General features: G+C 57.3%; 13 protein-coding genes. 2 read left to right on the forward strand and 11 right to left on the reverse strand.

What is annotated here, in order from left to right:
- Window positions 1–4 precede the first annotated feature (4 nt).
- The 10 genes from KTE_RS44355 to KTE_RS44400 form a co-directional block, all read right to left on the reverse strand.
- A complete protein-coding gene (locus KTE_RS44355; protein WP_201393573.1) occupies window positions 5–2,692 on the reverse strand; it encodes a tubulin-like doman-containing protein in 2,688 nt (895 codons plus the stop codon).
- A 202-nt stretch (window positions 2,693–2,894) separates the two neighbouring features.
- Window positions 2,895–5,333 carry a vWA domain-containing protein gene (locus tag KTE_RS44360; protein WP_201393575.1) on the reverse strand — a complete coding sequence of 813 codons (2,439 nt, stop codon included), beginning with the start codon at window positions 5,331–5,333 and terminating at the stop codon, window positions 2,895–2,897.
- Between the two features lie 139 nt (window positions 5,334–5,472).
- The gene (locus tag KTE_RS44365; RefSeq protein WP_201393577.1) at window positions 5,473–5,925 is read right to left on the reverse strand and encodes a hypothetical protein; all 453 of its coding nucleotides are present in this window, start codon (window positions 5,923–5,925) and stop codon (window positions 5,473–5,475) included.
- A 40-nt stretch (window positions 5,926–5,965) separates the two neighbouring features.
- Window positions 5,966–6,784, reverse strand: a complete 819-nt coding sequence (locus KTE_RS44370) for an ABC transporter permease (RefSeq protein ID WP_201393578.1) — start codon at window positions 6,782–6,784, stop codon at window positions 5,966–5,968.
- Window positions 6,777–7,619, reverse strand: a complete 843-nt coding sequence (locus KTE_RS44375; protein WP_201393580.1) for an ABC transporter ATP-binding protein — start codon at window positions 7,617–7,619, stop codon at window positions 6,777–6,779. The genes KTE_RS44370 and KTE_RS44375 overlap by 8 nt, the downstream gene beginning before the upstream one ends.
- Window positions 7,620–7,757: 138 nt before the next feature.
- A complete protein-coding gene (locus tag KTE_RS44380) occupies window positions 7,758–8,813 on the reverse strand; it encodes an ABC transporter substrate-binding protein (protein WP_201393582.1) in 1,056 nt (351 codons plus the stop codon).
- Between the two features lie 184 nt (window positions 8,814–8,997).
- Window positions 8,998–10,164: a sulfate adenylyltransferase gene (sat, locus tag KTE_RS44385; RefSeq protein WP_201393584.1), complete on the reverse strand. Its 1,167-nt coding sequence runs from the start codon at window positions 10,162–10,164 to the stop codon at window positions 8,998–9,000.
- 96 nt (window positions 10,165–10,260) lie between these two features.
- Window positions 10,261–10,947 carry an adenylyl-sulfate kinase gene (gene cysC / locus KTE_RS44390; RefSeq protein ID WP_255553074.1) on the reverse strand — a complete coding sequence of 229 codons (687 nt, stop codon included), beginning with the start codon at window positions 10,945–10,947 and terminating at the stop codon, window positions 10,261–10,263.
- Window positions 10,868–11,827 (reverse strand): hypothetical protein, encoded by a 960-nt coding sequence (locus tag KTE_RS44395; RefSeq protein WP_201393588.1) that lies wholly within the window; start codon window positions 11,825–11,827, stop codon window positions 10,868–10,870. Before KTE_RS44395 ends, cysC begins: the two co-directional genes overlap by 80 nt.
- A gap of 294 nt (window positions 11,828–12,121) precedes the next feature.
- Window positions 12,122–13,336 (reverse strand): threonine synthase, encoded by a 1,215-nt coding sequence (locus KTE_RS44400; RefSeq protein ID WP_201393590.1) that lies wholly within the window; start codon window positions 13,334–13,336, stop codon window positions 12,122–12,124.
- Window positions 13,337–13,438: 102 nt separating this feature from the next.
- On the opposite strand from KTE_RS44400, the gene KTE_RS44405 reads away from it, so the two are divergent.
- Complete coding sequence (locus tag KTE_RS44405) at window positions 13,439–14,392, forward strand: LLM class flavin-dependent oxidoreductase (protein WP_201393593.1); 954 nt, start codon at window positions 13,439–13,441, stop codon at window positions 14,390–14,392.
- A 51-nt stretch (window positions 14,393–14,443) separates the two neighbouring features.
- A complete protein-coding gene (locus KTE_RS44410; protein ID WP_201393595.1) occupies window positions 14,444–15,334 on the forward strand; it encodes an alpha/beta hydrolase in 891 nt (296 codons plus the stop codon).
- Between the two features lie 55 nt (window positions 15,335–15,389).
- Here the strand turns inward: KTE_RS44410 and KTE_RS44415 are convergent, their stop codons facing one another.
- Window positions 15,390–16,166 carry an acyl-[acyl-carrier-protein] thioesterase gene (locus KTE_RS44415; RefSeq protein WP_201393597.1) on the reverse strand — a complete coding sequence of 259 codons (777 nt, stop codon included), beginning with the start codon at window positions 16,164–16,166 and terminating at the stop codon, window positions 15,390–15,392.
- Window positions 16,167–16,171 lie beyond the last annotated feature (5 nt).

Below are 16,171 nucleotides of genomic sequence, written 5' to 3' on the forward strand. Positions count from 1 at the left end.
TTTCTTAAGATTCAGCAGGCTTCTGAGCGCTTGTTGGCGAAGTTGGCTGTGTCACCGGAGTCGAGGAGCGGCGGATGACCATCTCGGGCAGGGGAAGAGCATAGCCGAGCGCGTTCCTGTCTGTAACCAGGTGTTCAGCCTCACCTGAGCTATGGACCGGCATCAGACCAGTGCCATGGCTCTCCTCCCAGGCGCGCTGGAAATGCTGGTAGCATTCCATGGCGCTATTGTGTTCGAGATAGAAGTCGCGCACCGTGCTGAGGCTCAGTGCATGCAGGCCATAGCTGACTTGCAGGCGATGCGGATCATGCATGACGTTGACCAGCGGGGTCTGGCCATGACTGGCGAAGGCGCTCATATGTTGTAGGGCCTGCTTGAAGAGGGCCTCCTGACTGCCATCACGCCAAGCCAGGCCCATAAAGAGTGAGGTATCCAGCGTAGAGGGGCCCTCTGGCCAGAGTTCGGCCTCAAAGGTCACGAGGCTAGAGAGCAGGCCATAGATGTGCTCCAGGTGCGCAATGAAGTAGCTACTGATCTGCTCGCCATGCGTCTGCCCGTTATACGCCGGTGGCGTGGCTTTATCCAGGAGCTCAAAGAGATTCATATCCGCGAAGCGTTTCGTGTAGTATTCGCGAAAGAAATCGACCACGCGATCCGCCAATCGGGCGGCGATATAGCGCTCAATGGAGAGCGTATTGCTGCCGGGAGCGCTGGTCGTGCGGGCAAGAAACTCGGTACAGGGCTTGATGAAGTCCTGGTAGTTAATGGCCTGCTGCTCATCTTCCAGCGACATGTCTCCAGCCGTGGACCAGCGATAGAGGCGCTCCACGGCGATGTTGTGATCGTTGAGTGTACGTAGTGTGCTCAAGTCGAAGAGATGGCGCTGGTGAGGGTGAGGGTTTTCTAGCTTGCCATACCAGGCCATGCTGGCCTGGCCCTTCAGACGCAGCTCACGCGCTCGCTCGGTGGTGCTGGCGCTCTGAAACCAGGAGAGCGACTGATTGAGGGCCTCACGCACGCGTTCATTGAGATCATGCAGAAGATGCTCTAGCAGGTGGTAGCGCGTAGCCAGGGCGTGACGGTGCAGGCGCTCATTGTAAGCCTCGGCCAGGGCACCGGCGTAGTCACGTGTGACGCGGCGCAGGGCACCAGGCAGGTGGGGCTGACGCACAAGTCGTTCTTCAAGCTCATAGGGGCGCATGGGGACCCTGGGTGGCTCTCCCTCCTGCAAGCGCTCAAGCATAAAGCGATACTCCTGCTGAAGAGAACGCAGATGCTGCACGCGCCGGTTAAAAAGGCTTGTCTGACCTGTATCATTCTCCTCAAAGGTGTCGACACCTTCAATATGTCGATGCTCTTCACGGGCCTTCAAGTCAGTGATCTCTTGCATACGCGCCTCGGTATTGCGCTCGAAGCGCTCTAGTTTAGCCCAGAGGAGATCGAGATGGGCCTGCGAGGCCTCCTCGAAATCGCCGCTGCGGAAGACGCCCAGGCGCACGGCGAAGGGATTACTCTCGTCGGCCTCGATGCGCCCCACGCTATTCCATTCCTTGCTCCAGGCACGCCGCTCGTTCTCGCCCGTCTCTCTTGTGGCAGGTTGATAACTGGCGAGGAGAGGAAGCAGGTAGGAGGCCGAGACCTGGGCGAAGGCTTGAACCGTCTCGGGGGCAGGGAAGCATACCTCAAGCGGACAGGTCGTGCCAAAGAGTGTGGGCAGGCCACGGTCATCCGTCGAGCCAAGGGTGCGACGATCCAGCCACTTTGAATGTTCCAGGAAGCCAACACCAGCCGCGTTCGTCGTACGTTGAAAGAGATCCATGCCGACGATGCGCGCCGTATCGATGCTATCGTTCATAGAGGCATTGCCGATCAGGTAGATCTCGTTAGCGATGGGGTCGTTGGTCAGGCGGTGCATGCGGTTGCGCATATATTTCTGATACTCGCCAGTGGGAGATGTGGCGGCGGCGCGACTATAGGCCAGTACCTCTAGCAGGCAGGCGGTGGCATTGCTCTTGCGCCAGCGCAGGTCATTGGCGGTCGCGCCATTTACGGCCTCGGGAAGCATACAGAAGACATTGATGCGCTGTTTATACTGGTGATGCGTCAGAATCTCGCGAATCATGACGGCGATATCTACCAGGATGCCGCTACCGGTGCCGCCTCCAAGGAAGGCGACAATATTGGCCTGCACGCCCACAGTCTTAGAGATATTCTGCTCGCTCCCCAGGCGTGCCACAGCCACCAGGGCGTGCTCTAGCACCTCATGAATATATTGATAGTTGAAGCAGGCCGCGACATGACCGTTGTTGCGGATGCCGCCTGCGCCATTGGTAAAGTATTGTGGTACGCGCTGCTGGATAAAGGTATGCTGGTCACTGGCATCGATGCGCGTGGCGCTGGAGATGCCTATGGGGACCGAGATGCGCAGAGGAAACTCCAGGAAGATATTGTTGTGCTGGTGGCGAAACTCGACCAGGGGGGCCGGAGGATCGTCGGTATCGATATAGACCAGGGCCACGCGCTGCTGATCGCCTGGCTTGAGGACTCGCATATGCCGCATCAATTCGAGACCGGCCAGGGCCGAGGTGCTCCCAAGAAGCACCACCAGGTTAGGTGTCAGGACGCGTGATGCCGCGACCGTCGCCGGAAGTTCAGACTCTAAACGGATCTCATCTTCATGCATGCTGGCCATACAAGTCTCTTTCTAGTGAGCCGACGCTGCTAAAGCACGCGTCTACATATAATGGCGCGATATGTAGTTCACCAAGTTTGTAGGGTCCATGCTTGCATGGACTCTTCGGCCCACAGACTGGCACCCTGACGCAGGCAAGTCGCTGCGCTCGGAGGCCGAGCAAGCTCCGCCCCTACAAGCCTTTTCTCCTGAATACACCACTTTAAAAGATGTCATCTTCATAGTTGTCTATGCGTGCGGCTTTGCGCCTCTTCTGGTGCCAGCTGGACCTGGAAGAGGAGGTGTCGGGCCGACTTGATTCTTCGTATAGCTTACCAATTTCCTCTGTGTCGGGAGCGTGACGGGCTTGAATATGATAGGTAGCCATCGACTCGCCTGGATCTTCTTCTGGAGGGTGATAGTGTAGCTCGTGTAGCTCCTGGAAAGCTGGCTGGACTGGCTCACCATCACTCTTGTGCCAGGAGGTGTTGGCGGAAGTATCCCTGGCGACCTCGATACCGCCACCGTGTTTGAAGCGGAGGCGGAGGCCGGGTGGGAGACCAGCCTGGCGTGAGCGCAGGAGCTGGGGATGTAGCAGCGCCTGGAGGAGACCGCGACGCGTGCGTTGCAGGCGAACACTGCCCACGGCCTCGCCCTCCTGGCTGACCAGCACCTCGCCGAAGGGATGAGGCAGGAGTGTATAGCGCACGAGCAGCACCAGGAGCAGCACGAGCAGCCCATAGAGCAGAGTAATCAACCAGGCCCGCAGCGTTTGGAGCCAGGTGGGAGCGACCAGGGCAACGCGCAGGGAGCGCTGAATCGTTCCGAAGTCGCCATGGCTATCGGCGAAGCTCCCACGTGTATGGAAGAGCAGGCGGTAAGGTCCACTTTGTGCATTGGGCAGTGTTAGCGCAAAGCGTCCATCCTGGCGGCTTTGTACCTGTACGGGAACTGGATCTTTCGCGTTGGGCGGGATCGCCTCGGCCCGCACCTGGGCGTGAGCATATGCCTGCTGGCGCAGCAATGTCTGCCCCTCGATCGAAGGGGCGGGTTGAGCTGGAATTCCCTGGAGCGGCCACTGGCTCAGCCACTCTATGGGCGAGAATGGAAGGCCATAGAGCAGGCGCAGGGCCGGGTCCCACTCAACTGTCTGGACTGTAATCTCCTGATCGGTCGGTTGCTGCGTTGTTGGGGAGAGCAGGTTGGGCTCGGGAAAATGTTCGAGGCGCAGCGAGCGCAACTGACTGCTGAGCGTGTGCGCAAGGCTGACGCTATAGCTATTGATCGTGATATCGTAGGAGCCTGAGGGGGCATTCTCAGGCACAAAGATGGTGCCGGTATACGTCCCAGGCGTTGCCTTGCTATTGAGCGCGAAGTCCTGGCTATACTGGCCCCCGGTACCGTTGTAGGCGACATGACCACTGAGTGAGACGGTATTATCGGTGATTGCTTCACCATGATAGGTCAGGTGAGTGCTGACCGTGATGGGCTGGCCCAGGGCCAGTGCTGATTGTGCGCCGCTTTGCAGGTTGGCCTGTGAGATATCGAGGGCTGAGAGTGCCAGCGACGAAGCCTTTAAACTTTTCATCAGGAAGCGCCCGGAGCCAGTTACGGTCAGATTCCAATCTCCCTGCTGGGGGCGGTCAATTGAGTAGATGACATAGTGGGGGTCAGCGTTGGAGACAAAGACGCCCGGTTGTGCGCTGACGCTATGCCCCTGCGGATCCTGGAGCGCGACTGTAGTACCTGGTTGATCCTTAATGACGACTACGTCCAGGTTATCAGTATAGCTGGTCACATTGAAGGCACGGCTGATGCTGCCATTGGGTTGGGTTAGCCCGATATCATCGCCGACCGTCCGATGATTATGGCGGGCGAAGATATCCACAAAGAAGGGCGCTATATTCAGGGGCGAGGGCTGGCCCTGGATAACCCCGTTGGCATCGTCATAGAACTTGCCCGAGGTCGCATTGGCGAGGCCGCTGAGAAACTCGTGGAATGAGTGGTAGGGCGTTCCGGCCTGGATAGGGGCGTTATTGCCCAGCGCGATGGTATCGATGCTCCAATTGTGCTGCTTAAACTGTGGGAGAAGCTCGCTCTGAATGGCATTCACCTGGTCATTCGTGCCTGGATCAGGATTGCCATCGGTTAAGAGCACGACCGAGCCTGCGCGCGGCTGGTCTTGAGTAGCCTGCTGGAGCATCTGAAGCGCTCTGTGTAGCGCATCATAGGTCGGTGTTGTGCTATCGGGCTGGCAGTGATGTGATTGCTCAGTGACGGTCTTTTGCAGAGCCTGGCGCTGCAAGGGCGTCGCCATCTCGCCGGGGGTGGCCCAGCTTTGAGCCAGGGGAAAATTATGCGGTCCGCCGGTCGCGCCATTGCCATCGAGGGCCACAACGCCGATATAGTTGCTGGGTCCACTTAGATCGATGAAGGCATTGGCCGCCGAGCAGCGCAGGCCAGCGGGATCGCTCGCGCTCATCGAGCCTGACATATCCAGGACAAGAATCGTGACCGAGTTCTGCTCAATAGGTGTCAGGCCAGCCCCTCTGCGTATCGTCTGAGCTAACGCCTGTGAAGCGGGAGAAGTAATGGAACCTGTCAGCAAGAGAGCACTGAGGAGTGCGCCAAGTATATAGCAAATGTGGAAGAAGGCCTTCATCACCACACATTTCCAGATAGTAGTAAGTTGACTGCTCTCTATTCACTATAGTCCCCACATCCAAGCCAGGCGATTACTGCTGTGTCATTTGCGTTCGCTTCCCTGCTCTTTGGCTTCAGGCGTCCTCAGGCTTTATACATTAGATCGTGTGCTTATTTGCTGATAGGCGCTCCTCTAGAGTCTGCTGGGCAGCCAGCAGGAGAAAGGGAATGAGGATGAAGAGCAGGCGCGAGGCGGCCATGAGAAAGAGCAGTGTGCTCCAGGTGATCGGTGTGGCATAGAGAGCTAGCGCGACGCCGATCACCGCCAGCAGCACGCCTGTGACCAGGACAATCGTAGCCCAGCGATGCCAGCCTCGGGTATCGTGGCGGTCCTGGGCGATGCTCTCGGTAAATTGCCAGCAGACAAAGAGGCCATCGATGAAGATGAGGACTGCGATCAAATGTCCAGGTTGCGCGATCCAGGTTTGCGCCACGTTTGCACTCCAGGTCGCGGCGAAGTGCAGGGCCAGCGCGACCAGAAACGTGGCGAATACGCCGATGAGGATGTATACGTCGCGAATGGAGCGAGCAATCGTCAAAACCACGCGCATAGAGGTGTAATGCCTTTCTCATGCTTATAAAAAGCTGTATTTAGCCCTGGAGTCCACGGCGTTCGCGTATCCCGCGTTCGATGTTGGCGAAGATTAGCGTATCAATTGCCACGCCGATGACGATAATAATGAGCATAACGGCTATGACCTGAGAGGCGTCGGAGAGGTCACGCCCGTTGTTGAGCAGGTTGCCCAGGCTTAGCGAGACATAAATCAGTTCAGCGGCCATCAATGAGCGCCAGGCGAAGGTCCAGCCCTGTTTCAGTCCCTCTATAATAGAGGGTAGCGCGGCCGGAAGAATGACCTGGGTGGCCAGGGGAATGCCTCGCGTACCGAGCGTGCGCGCTGCCCTGACATACAGCGGGGGCGTATTCTTGATGCCATTGACGACGCCAAGTGTAATCGAGAAGAGGGCACCCATCACGACGACAAAGGTGATCGCTTGTTCCGTGAGGCCAAACCAGAGTATGGCCAGCGGGAGCCAGCACACACTGGGCAGGGCTTGCAGGCCCAGGATCAGCGAACCCACGGTCTCCTCCAGAAGGCGGAAGCGCCCGATGAGTGCGCCTAGCGCTACCCCTAGTACGAGCGAGATCGCGTATCCAATCGCCAGTCTTTGCACACTTACCAGCGCACCCTGGATATACTGGCCACTACTGATGCCATCCACCAGGGAGGCGAACACAGCCAGCGGACCCGGCAGAGAATAGGAGGGCCAGATGTTCAGGATAGCTATGATGTGCCACGCCAGGAGTAAAAGTGCGTAGAACACGAGGCGGCGCAGCCAGGGACCAATTGCCGCGTATGCTGGACGTGTCGCTGTTTGCTGCGTCGAAAGTTGAGCGGTCGTCTTAGCCATTGTGTACCACCTCTTGTTCTCCCATAGCATCCTTCAGAACCGCCAGGATCTCGGCGGCCTGGTCTACCAGGCGATGATCTTCCAGCGAGCGGGGCCGGGGGAGATCAATGCGGAAGTCACGCACAATCGTGCCGGGCCTGGGTGAGAAGACGACTACGCGGTCGCCCAGGGCCACCGCTTCATGCACGTTATGGGTGACAAAGACAATCGTTTTTCGTGTTGCCGACCAGATGCTTTCGAGTTCAGCATACATGCGGTCGCGCGTCAGGGCATCCAGGGCGCCAAAGGGTTCGTCCATCAGGAGTACAGCCGGATTAATGGCCAGGGCGCGCGCGATAGCCACACGCTGGCGCATGCCACCCGAGAGATGATGAATGTAGCTCTTCTCGAAGCCAGTCAGGTGGACCATGTTGATGAACTTCTGTGTGAGCGAGGCCCGTTTCTTCGCGGGGAGACCAGCCTGGCGCAGGCCGAACTCGACGTTGCCGCGTACATCGAGCCAGGGAAAGAGCGCCGCCTCCTGAAAGAGCAGCACGCGGTCGGTACCCGGCCCCTGCACGGGCTTATTGCTGGCCCAGACCGTACCGTTACTGGCGCTCTCCAGGCCCGCGATAATGCTGAGCAGGGTCGATTTTCCGCAGCCACTAGGACCAACAAAGCAGACAAACTCGCCCGCCTCAATCTCCAGGTTGACCGGGCGCAATGCCTCGACGGCCTGTGCTCGCCCAGCATAGGTTTTGCTGACCTGCTCTATTTTCAAAGGGATCCCATTAGGCTCTACAGATACACTCTGGAGCTGGGACGGTAACTCAATAACTGGCGAGCGCCGAAGCATTATCTCTCTTCCTCCTGCTATAGCTTGCACACACCTTTGGCATAACGACTCGCGCCTGCGGCGCTCGCCGGGGGTAGTAGGTGTGATGGATGCTGGCAGCCGCAGGCTGCCAGCATCCATCACACCTACTACCCGAAATTATGGGGTAGAGATGGTCGGTTTCCCTTTGGCAGAGAGGACCGCGTTGAGATCGCTGAGCTGATACAGGTTCTTCAGATCGGGCTTGCTCTTGCCCAGAAAGCCGAGCGCGAAGGCCTGGTCAGCGGCCTTGTACAGGGCACTGGGCAGTGGATCATAGGTGATGCTCAGGTTGGCAAAGGCCTGATCGAGTTCATTTTGTGGGAGCGCTTTGCCTGAGAGGCGCTTGAGCTCGCCGTTGATGATCTTCTTGGCGTCGTCGGGATGGCTCTGAATATAGCCAACGGTATCGACATGGGCCTCCAGGAATTTCTTGACCAGGTCGGGATGCTGATCATAGAAGGCTTTGCGTACGACGACATTGGTCGTCACAAACTGGCCCTCGGGCCAGAGGGTGCGCTCATCGACAAGAACCTTGCCCTTGCCCTCAACCACCAGGCGGGTGGCATAAGGCTCAGGCACCCAGGCGCCATCGATTTTGCCCTGTTTGAACAGAGAGAGAATATTGGCGTTATCGGTTGGGATAACCTGGACATTGCCACCCTTATCGGTGCTTTGCAGACCATGATTCTGGAGGTAGTTGCGCAGTGCAACGTCTTGAGTATTACCGAGCTGAGGCGTGGCCAGCTTCTTATTAGCCAGCTCAGCGGGCGTCTTAATATTTGGTTGTACCACGAAAGAGGCGCCACCGCTGGCGGCCCCGGCAATGATGCGTAGCGCTGAACCCTGGCTCTTGATATAACCATTAATGGCCGGATTGGGACCGACATAGCCGATATCGATGCTCTTGGCGAAGAGGGCCTCGATGAGCGCGGGTCCCGCGTTAAAGGTCGTGGTTTGCAAGGTGACGTTTGATCCAAGCGCCTTGGCGAACGTCCCTTGCTGTACGCCGACAACCGCGACCGCGTGAGTGATATTAGGGAAATACCCCAGGTGGACCGTGACCTTGCCATTGCTGCTGGCATTCGCGTCCTGCCCGGCGCATCCAAGCAGAGCAACGGCGAGCAAAGCAAACAGGGCCAGGATACTCCAGCTGTGTGGGAGCTTCTGTTTCATTCCTTTGATTACTCCTTGAAAAAAGTTACTTCTTATCCGAAAACCCTGAGCGCGAAGCGCTGGTCACGCTAGTGATGTTGGGTTTTGGAATAAGATCTTAATAGAGTAAAGAGAACTCGTTTAGGTGAAAGCTTGCTTCGCATACGCCGTCGTATTTGTCACAGAGCAGGTATGTGGCGCGTCCTTACGCCACGGGTTCGCGCATGGCCTCGATAAGAATGCGGGCGACCTCTGGACGCGAGAATTCCCGTGGTGGGAGTGTCCCCTCACGCAGCAACTGGCGCACCTTTGTTCCGCTCAAGGCCACATGCTGTTCCGTGCCATGCGGACAGGTCTTCTGTGAGGCCATGGACTGGCACTCACGACAGAAGAAGGCATTTTCAAAGAAAATGGGTGTAATGCCGAGCAGGGCGGGATCAAATTCGGCAAAAATCTTCTGCGCGTCATAGGTGCCGTAGTAGTTGCCGACACCCGCGTGATCACGGCCCACGATAAAGTGTGAACAGCCATAATTCTTGCGCATTAAGGCGTGGAAGATAGCCTCGCGTGGGCCGGCATAGCGCATCGAGGCCGGGAGCACGCCCAGAAGGACACGATTCTTCGGATAGTAGTTCTCCAGCAGCACCTCGTAGCAGCGCATACGTACAGCGGCGGGAATATCATCGCTCTTAGTATCACCAACAAGGGGATGCAGATAGAGGCCATCCACGGTTTCCAGGGCGCATTTCTGGATATACTCATGCGCGCGATGCACTGGATTGCGAGTCTGGAAGCCTACAACGCGTTTCCAGCCGCGCTCGGCGAAGAGTTGGCGTGATTGCGTGGGCGTGTAGCGATACTGCGCGAAGTTCTGCTGCTGCAAGGACACGATGCGTACGGGGCCACCAAGCAGGACATCTTCCTGCTGATAGACAACCTTGACGCCTGGATGGGCCTCTTCCTCGGTGCGGTAGACCTGGCGTGCCTCGTGCCGCTTATCATAGGTATACTTCTCTTCCAACGTCAGTACAGCCTGTAATTCGCCTGCCTGATCCAAGAGTGCGACCTCGGAACCCTCCTGGAGCTTTTCAGCCTGCTCGCTTGAGACTGCCAGGGTAACGGGTACAGACCAGGGAAGACCATTGCTGAGGTGCATCGTGTTTACGACGCTCTCATAATCCGCGCGGTTGAGAAAGCCCTTCAAGGGGCTATAGGCACCATTCGCCAGTTGTTCCAGGTCCGCGAGCTGCCGCGAGCCGATGACGATCTGAGGAAGCGCCTGGGCACGTTCACGAAGCTCTTGTTGTTCGGCCTGGCTGGCGAGGTTGATGATCAATGTACCGCCATGAGGAGCAATCAAGCCGTCTGTCATGAGTATCTATCCTGCCTTTACTCTAAATAAGAATACTATGGGTGCGATGTCGTAGGGTCAGAGCTTGCTCGGACTAAGGCCAAGCCAGCTTGGCCCCTACAGGGTTGAAATTGGTGTTTCGAGATAGCTGGCATCCAGGTACTCTAGCTCCACGAGTTTGTGCAGGATGCGCTGCACGCTCTCCTGGATAGTCTCGATATTGGTCTCGATGATCAATTCAGGATGCTCTGGCTCCTCATAGGGATCATCCACGCCGGTAAAGTTCTTGATCTTGCCCTCGTCCACCAGTTTGTAGAGACCCTTGACATCGCGGTCGCGACAGACCTCGATGGGGCATTTCACGTAGATTTCGACAAAGTTGCCGATCTCCTGACGCGCCCACTCGCGAGCCTCGCGATAAGGCGAGATGGCGGCGGAGATGCACACTACACCATTGCGTGTGAGCAGGCCACAGACGAAGGCGATGCGCTTGATATTGGTATCGCGGTCCTCGCGGCTAAAACCCAGGCCCTTGCTCAGGTGGGTGCGTACGATGTCGCCATCGAGAATCTCAACATTGCGTCCATGCTGTCGCAGGCGCTTCTCAAGGGCATCGGAGAGGGTGCTTTTCCCGGCCCCGGAGAGGCCTGTAAACCAGATCGTAAATCCTGTATTTGCCATGCTTGACTCTCTTCCTTGATAGAAAAATATATGGGTTCTTATGCTAGAAGGCGTAGGCTTCGTAGAGACGCCACTCGGGATTGAGGTCGAATTGAGCAATGTTTTGCTGCGCGACCTCGCCATTCTTGCGTCCACGCTTCAGGAGGATGCGTGTATGCTTGCCATCGACAAGCACCCAGGCGTTATGCTGCGCGTTGTAGCTGCAATCCTGAAGCCAGCTTGTGCCTGCATCCACCTCTTCCTCAATCGTGGTGCCGTGACCGGAGGAATTGAGGCGTACGAGCAAGGCTCTGCCGTGGACAGTATCGGCGACGGTAAAATGCTCTTCATCCAGGATGCGTACCGAGTGGGGATGGTCTAGTCCTTCAAGGATGGTCTCCCACTTCCCGCTTTCGCGATCAATGGCGATAACCGTACCCTGGTGGAAGAGGGTCGCCAGGACGCGCCCATCGGGTAGCTCGGCTACCGAGTTCACATGCGTGGTCTGCTGGAGCGTGCCGTATTTGATGGTCCGGTGATCAGCTTCTTTGTCAAGCTCACGTAGCTCGCCTGTAGGGGTGTGGGTAAAGCCGTGGTCGGTGGCCCACCAGGTCCAGAGCACCTCGCCCGTGGGGCTGAACTCGACCAGGAGGTCAATGCCTGTGCTGGCGACGAGATAGCCGCGCCGGGTGCGTGAGACAGAGTGTAGGGCATTGAAGAGCGGAGAGCTAATAAAATCGCTCTGAAGGGTTTGCAGTTGCGTATCAACCCGGTGAATGCTATCAAAGGTGGTGACCAGGACATCCTTCTCGAATGGTGCCAGCCCAGCCGCCATGCTCAGGTTGAGCACCTTCTGTGTGGCCCCCAGATCATCGATAAGGCAGACTAAGCCGCCGAGATCCCCCCCAGGCTTCTGTTTGCTTCCAAGGACGGTCAGCGGGCAGGAGGTCTCCTCCCGCGTCTGAGTCCAGTGTTGTTTGAGCGTCGAGTGTTGCGTGGAAATGCAACTGAGCAATAGCTTCATGCAGGAACTCCGTTTACCTATATGCCTATCAGGATAGCCTGTCATCGTTATGACCTAAATCAACACTCCGTTCCCTCTATGGAAGCCTGCAAGTCGCCCCTTTGCGCTCATGCTCTTATGCCGCTACCCGCAAAATATGTTGACTTAGTTTATCAAGATACTAATAATATCCTTATTAACTATACCGTATAGGATTCTTGCTTGTCAATTGTTAAAGTGCAGCAAAAAGGATGTGGGTGGAAAACTGAGCGAGGCTCAGTTTTCCACCCACACCCTTTTTGCTGCACTTTTTTCTTAAGCCACTGGCAGGTCATCCTGCGGCTGGAGTAGTGGGACCTCTACCTGGACCGTATCGGGATATTTAAGGCCCGTGCCTGTGTTGAGCAGGACTACACGCTCGTCTGCTTTGATCCAGCCACTGGCGCGTAGTTGTTCCGCGGCGGCGAGGGTGGCAGCGCCCTCGGGGCAGACGAAGAGACCCTCCGTGGCGGCCAGCCTGGATTGAGCCTGGAGCAGCTCCTCATCGCTGATGGCGATGGCGCAACCATCGGTGTTGCGGACCGCCTCGAGCACGAGAAAATCGCCCAGGGCCTTGGGGACGTTGATGCCGAAGGCAATGGTGCGCGAGTTAGGCCAGAGCTGGGAGTCAGGCTTGCCCTCCTGCCAGGCCTGGACAATGGGAGCACAACCCGTGGCCTGAACCGCGACCAGCCGTGGCAGGCGTTCACCAATCCAGCCCATCTGCTGTAGCTCGCGCAGAGCCTTGTAAATACCGATGATGCCTACGCCGCCACCGGTGGGGTAGAGAATGACATCGGGGACATCCCAGGCGAACTGTTCCGCGAGTTCATAGCCCATCGTCTTCTTGCCCTCGATGCGGTATGGTTCCTTGAGGGTCGAGGCCTCGTACCAGCCATGGGCCTTGACGCCACGCCCGACGATGGCTCCCGCGTCATTGATCAGGCCATTGACCAGGAAGAGTCTCGCGCCGTTGATGGCGCATTCATTACGCGTAATGGTTGGTGCTCCCTCGGGCATGACGATCACGGCCTCGATGCCCGCTCTCGCGGCATAGGTCGCCCAGGCGCCTCCGGCATTGCCATTGGTTGGCATGGCCAGGGTTTTAACGCCCAGTTCTTTGGCACGTGACACGCCCACAGCGGCGCCGCGCGCCTTAAAGCTGCCCGTAGGAATCACACCCTCATCTTTTACATAGAGATTAGGCATCTCTAGCTGTGCCCCCAGGCGCTTGAGGGGAATAAGTGGCGTCATGCCTTCGCCCAGGGTGACGACATTCTCTGGTGAGCGAACTGGCAGCAGCTCGTGATAGCGCCAGAGCGAGGGCTCACGCCTCTGTAACTCTTGCTTTTCGAGCTGCTTGCTTGCAGCCTCCAGGTCATAGCGTACGAGCAAGGGTGAGCCACAGGTACAGAGATGCGCCTGAGTATCTGGATCATAGCTTGCGTGACAGCGCGGACATTCCAGGTGGTGAAGAAAGCTAAAGGCCAAGGTATACCATCCAATCTAGTAGAATAAGGGTATTGGTATGATTGTTACCAGTATTACAACACATTTACTCTCGATTACAAGGCTTGAAAGGAAATACATGAGATGTCAACACAAGAGAAAACCACCCGTGAGCGCGTAGGGCTGGCGGTATTGGGCGCCACCGCATCTGAGGCTATTGCCGCGATTGTGGCGGCTGAAAAGGCTGGAGTGCGCCAGGTATGGATGACGCAAGGGGGACTGTCTCCCGATACGCTAACCATCTTCGCAGCTGCTGCGGTGCAGACGCAGAGTATTCGCATGGGAACGTCTATTGTGCCCACGTATCCACGTCATCCCCTGGCTTTGGCGCAGCAAGCCCTGGCCTTAAGTGACATCGCTCCAGAGCGTTTGCGCCTGGGTGTGGGTCCAAGCCATCGGCCGATTATTGAGGGAGGCTATGGTATCCCTATGCATAGCCCACAGGAGCACCTGCGTGAGTATGTGACTATCTTGCGTGCGGCGCTCTGGGATGGTAAAGTTGAGCATCAGGGGCGCTTCTTTACGGTCAAAGGCACACTTCCACGCGCGCCGCATACACCGATTCTGATATCTGCCTTGCGCGAGGGGGCTTTTCGCCTGGCGGGTGAGCTGACCGATGGCGCACTCTCCTGGGTTTGCCCGGTTCCCTACCTGCTTGAGAAGGCCTTGCCAGCGCTAAGAGCCGGGGCTGCGAAGGCTGGACGCCCGGTCCCACCCCTGGTGGCGCATATTCCGGTGGCCCTCAGCCAGGAGCGGCAGGCGGTGAACGCGGCGGCGCGCAAGCAATTGGGGTACTATGGGCATTTGCCCTTCTATGTCAGCATGTTTGCCGAGGCGGGTTTCCCCGTTTCGCCCGAGGGTGAGCTGAGTGACGCGTTGCTTGAGAACATGGTTGTCACAGGGAATGACGCCGCGATTACGGAGCACTTAAAGAAGCTACTGGCATCCGGCCTGGATGAATTGCTGGTGATGCCCATCGTTGTGGCAAATGCCAAAGAGGAACGAGAGCGCCTGGCTCGCTTGATTGGTCAAATATAATACCAGGAGCGTGCGCCCGGGATGCTCGTACTGCTTTGAGGAGGTCTGAATATGTCTTTTCAGCCAGAGGCGCCGGGTGATTGGGGCGTCATGCGAGAGATCCCTGATGTGCGTGCGATTACCGAGACACTGCTCACGGCGGACGGTTGTCCCCATTTTGTACGTGGTTGGGTCAATGAGCATGCCACGCGCGTGCTCTTGATCCTGCATGGACTCGGCGGACATAGTGGATGGTATATTGACCTGGGCAATGTCCTGGCTGAGCAGGGCATTACGGTCTATGCCATGGATCATCGCGGTTTTGGCCGCTCGGGTGGAATGGCTGGTCATATTGATCGCTATCGCACATATATAGATGATGTTGTATTTATGCTCGCCGAAATACGCAAGCGTCACCCAGAGGCGGCTATATATCTCCTGGGACATAGCATGGGTGGCCTCTTTGCCACTTATGTCGCGGCTCGACACGGCGAGGATCTGGCCGGAGTGATCCTGCTCAACTCCTGGATTCAGGACACGGCGAAGGTTCCCTCGCTGGTCGTGCTGCAAATCCTCGTGGGGGGTCTCCTGGGTTCCCGGCGCTACTGGACGGTTGGTGATGGCGCGAAGTCAATGACAATCAATCCTGAAGCTATACGGATGCTGGAGGCGGATGTCTATTGGGGGAAGCGGCAGACAGCGGTCATGCTCGTTCAGGTCTTGCAGATGCGTCTCGCGGCGCTCGCCCGGGCCAGGCAGGTCACGATCCCCGCGCTTGTCTTACAGGCTGAAGATGATGCCGCTGTCTCTATTGAGACCAACCGGAAGCTCTACGAGCACCTGGCCAGTCACGATAAGACCTGGAAGGACTATCCCGGCTACCACCATGATAGCCAGTTTGAGCATGACCGCTCTCGCCTGGATGCCGATCTGATTGCCTGGCTAAGAGAGCATGGTGAATGAGGTGGTGATGGCGGGCTGGCAGAGCCAGCCCGCCATCACCACCTCATTCACCATGTTAAAGTTCTTGAGCATGCCAGAGCCAGCGGGAGTGCGCGCGTACCGCCACGGTTCCGTTGCGCGTGATGCGTTGCAGGCGGCTGAATTCCTCTCCAGCCGTAGGCCAGGGGTCGAACCAGCTCTGGATTGCGAATTGCTCGCCAAAACGAATGCTTTCGGTATATTCGATGTCGTAGGAGCGGATCCGGGGCATGGCCTTGTCGGGCGTAATGCCAGCCTGCGCATAGGCCTCCCAGGCGGCATTATCCAATGCCTCAACATAGGCTGCGTTGTTCATGTGCTGCATTAAATCAGTATCGGAGAAGCGTACTGTAGCCTCAGAGCGGTGTGGCTCGCTTTCGGGAAAAGGGGGTAGTGGTGCCTCTGGCTGCTGAGGTTGCGGACCATCCGGTAGCCATATTTCGGCTGTGCCTTCGGGCATACGCGTAGGGCGCCCACGCTTGTCCACATAGACCCAGAGCGTGCGCGCGCTAACTACAGGCGTATCGTGTGGTTCGCCCGCCAGGTAGGCCGCGTAGCCGCGTTGTGCAGTAATGCGTGTGAAGCCCATGCCAAAGGTCTTTAAATCAAGTTTGGTATGTATCTTGATCGGAGCCGCGAAGGAAATAACGGTCCTCTTTACGATCCAGTAGCCCTCCCCTCCCAGTTGTATGTCCTCAGCATCTAGAGAAGCGATCTCTTGCATATAGCGTAAGAATGCCGCTGGAGTGAGATAGCCATAGCTATCACATTCATCATAGCGAACGGTGTGTGTATGATAGAATTGTCGATTCATTCTCC

Origin of the sequence: Ktedonobacter sp. SOSP1-85, assembly GCF_016587415.1 — a bacterium.
In the GTDB taxonomy this organism is placed as follows: Bacteria; Chloroflexota; Ktedonobacteria; order Ktedonobacterales; family Ktedonobacteraceae; genus Ktedonobacter.

What these genes read in the sequence shown, in the direction of transcription:
- KTE_RS44375 (WP_201393580.1), bottom strand. Translation starts at nt 7,619, where the DNA reads ATGCTTCGGCGCTCGCCAGTTATTGAGTTACCGTCCCAGCTCCAGAGT.
- KTE_RS44360 (WP_201393575.1), bottom strand. Translation starts at nt 5,333, where the DNA reads ATGAAGGCCTTCTTCCACATTTGCTATATACTTGGCGCACTCCTCAGT.
- KTE_RS44405 (WP_201393593.1), top strand. Translation starts at nt 13,439, where the DNA reads ATGTCAACACAAGAGAAAACCACCCGTGAGCGCGTAGGGCTGGCGGTA.
- KTE_RS44355 (WP_201393573.1), bottom strand. Translation starts at nt 2,692, where the DNA reads ATGGCCAGCATGCATGAAGATGAGATCCGTTTAGAGTCTGAACTTCCG.
- KTE_RS44415 (WP_201393597.1), bottom strand. Translation starts at nt 16,166, where the DNA reads ATGAATCGACAATTCTATCATACACACACCGTTCGCTATGATGAATGT.
- cysC (WP_255553074.1), bottom strand. Translation starts at nt 10,947, where the DNA reads ATGGCGAGGTCGCGCAGCAAAACATTGCTCAATTCGACCTCAATCCCG.
- KTE_RS44380 (WP_201393582.1), bottom strand. Translation starts at nt 8,813, where the DNA reads ATGAAACAGAAGCTCCCACACAGCTGGAGTATCCTGGCCCTGTTTGCT.
- KTE_RS44410 (WP_201393595.1), top strand. Translation starts at nt 14,444, where the DNA reads ATGTCTTTTCAGCCAGAGGCGCCGGGTGATTGGGGCGTCATGCGAGAG.
- KTE_RS44395 (WP_201393588.1), bottom strand. Translation starts at nt 11,827, where the DNA reads ATGAAGCTATTGCTCAGTTGCATTTCCACGCAACACTCGACGCTCAAA.
- KTE_RS44370 (WP_201393578.1), bottom strand. Translation starts at nt 6,784, where the DNA reads ATGGCTAAGACGACCGCTCAACTTTCGACGCAGCAAACAGCGACACGT.
- sat (WP_201393584.1), bottom strand. Translation starts at nt 10,164, where the DNA reads ATGACAGACGGCTTGATTGCTCCTCATGGCGGTACATTGATCATCAAC.
- KTE_RS44365 (WP_201393577.1), bottom strand. Translation starts at nt 5,925, where the DNA reads ATGCGCGTGGTTTTGACGATTGCTCGCTCCATTCGCGACGTATACATC.